This window comes from Bacillus hominis, assembly GCF_018332515.1.
In the GTDB taxonomy this organism is placed as follows: Bacteria; Bacillota; Bacilli; order Bacillales; family Bacillaceae_G; genus Bacillus_A; species Bacillus_A hominis.
In genome coordinates, this window is record NZ_BOQD01000218.1 from 1 (window position 1) to 1,846 (window position 1,846).

Consider the following 1,846-nt stretch of genomic DNA (forward strand, 5'->3'; position numbering starts at 1 on the left):
GTATTGTAAAAAACTCTTTACAAATTTAGTATAAAATTGAAAAAGTTTTATGTCCAATGTTTTTTACACATATAATGAAAGTATGTAATATTTTGTTTTGAAGATAAATAAAAAATTACATTACATTTGAATGTAAAAGAATGGGCTCGCATATATTTGGAAGGGATGTCAGATTAATTTAGGGGGTAGTTATGTCTATACTTTTAAAAGCTGGTGCAGATGCAGGAAATAACGGTTTGAAGTTAATGGTTAAAGGGCAAGACCCTATTTTTATTCCGAGTATTTATTCTTTATATATAGGAGAACCTACAGGATTGTTAGATGAGGCAGATGTTTCATTATCAGAATTAGAAAATCACATTGATGTGACTATTAGTTCTCCATCGTTAATGTTAAATAATGTACGGTACATCGTTGGAGAAAAAGTCATTCAAGATCAATTAAAAGGTACTGAGGTGGAGAAGAAATCGAATAAATCGACGGATGAGTTAATGGTTATTACCATACTATCAGGTTTAGCGGTAAGTGCTATGCGTCAAAGTCCAACTTCCAGTCATATTAATATTCGTTATGATTTATCTGTTGCTCTTCCAATGCAACTTATTACACAGGAAATCGCTGTTGAAAATGCGAAACGGTATATGGGCAATCACAAGGTCATATTCCATTATCCAAATGGACGCGATGTTACGATTAATGTTTCTATTGAGTTTTGTAAATGCCTACCTGAAGGCGCTTCTGGGACGTGGGGGATTGTATATGATGAGGAAGGAAATGTTGTGAAACATAAAATAGAATGTGAACAAAATCAAGTTTCAGAAATTGATTTTGTAGATAAAACTTTATTGTCTTTTGATATTGGCGCGGGGACAACGGAAGAAGTTGTTTCATTAGGGGTAAATTTCCGTCCGCAATTAAGTAAAGGATTATCGTACGGTGTAAAAGAAACGTTACTACAAATTATTACGAGGTGGAATCGGAAATATCCTACGAAAACAATTGATAGTATTACAGAATTTAACCAAATTTATTTAAATGAAAAGCACCCAAGAAATGCATTGTTAGTTGAAGAATCGCAGCCAGCGTTTTTAGGTTTAGCAGCACGTGTCGCAACGGATATTATTAACAAAATTGATGATATGAAAGACGATCCATATGTATTTATTTATGGTGGGGGCGCAGTTATTATTAAAAATAGTTTAAAAATGATTTTGAAACAAAAAGGACGCTTGAAAAATGTAATTTTTGTAGATAACCCGTTATTCACTAATGCTCGTGGTCTTTTAGTATATACATGTTCGCCAAAATATAGAGAGCATAAGCAAAAAGAGTTAGGATTCACAAACTTAACGATAAGTTAGTTGGTGGAAGTATGCGATCTAGGCGATATAAACGTGGTGATCGAGTGAAAATAAATATTAATAAATCGGTATCACCTGAAATGATTGCATGGCTTAATAAACAAACTAATCCAACTAATTTCTTTTTCTTTGCAGCCCAGCAATTATTTAAACAAGTAGGAGATATTGATGTATCAAAAACCTTGCCAAGTAGCCATGTTTTTTCTTTATATGTAGAACCATCATCTCTATTAAAAGTTGAAATGAATCCATTTAAAAACGTACCACTAGAAAATAGTAAATCCATCGAAAATGTAAAAAAAAAATCGTGGGAATCTGTTGACCAATTAGATTGCCCATTCTTTTGAACATAGAAAAATATAGGTAGAACCCATCACTATACATACGAATGCAGTGATGGGTTTTTGTTATTGTATCGTAATCTTTATAAAGTGAAACTATAATCAGTGGGGGTTTTGTTCATCCCCCACTGATTATTAGTTGAA

At 32.7% G+C, this 1,846-nt stretch carries 2 protein-coding genes; both read left to right on the forward strand.

Annotated features, from left to right (window positions below; genetic code table 11):
* The first annotated feature begins 191 nt into the window (after positions 1–191).
* The gene (locus KI356_RS19690) at positions 192–1,361 is read left to right on the forward strand and encodes a ParM/StbA family protein (RefSeq protein WP_212936209.1); all 1,170 of its coding nucleotides are present in this window, start codon (positions 192–194) and stop codon (positions 1,359–1,361) included.
* A gap of 11 nt (positions 1,362–1,372) precedes the next feature.
* Positions 1,373–1,708 (forward strand): hypothetical protein, encoded by a 336-nt coding sequence (locus tag KI356_RS19695; RefSeq protein ID WP_212936210.1) that lies wholly within the window; start codon positions 1,373–1,375, stop codon positions 1,706–1,708.
* Positions 1,709–1,846: the final 138 nt, after the last annotated feature.

Bases quoted from the DNA above. Each gene is read 5' to 3' on its own strand.
- KI356_RS19690 (WP_212936209.1), top strand. From the start codon at position 192: ATGTCTATACTTTTAAAAGCTGGTGCAGATGCAGGAAATAACGGTTTG.
- KI356_RS19695 (WP_212936210.1), top strand. From the start codon at position 1,373: ATGCGATCTAGGCGATATAAACGTGGTGATCGAGTGAAAATAAATATT.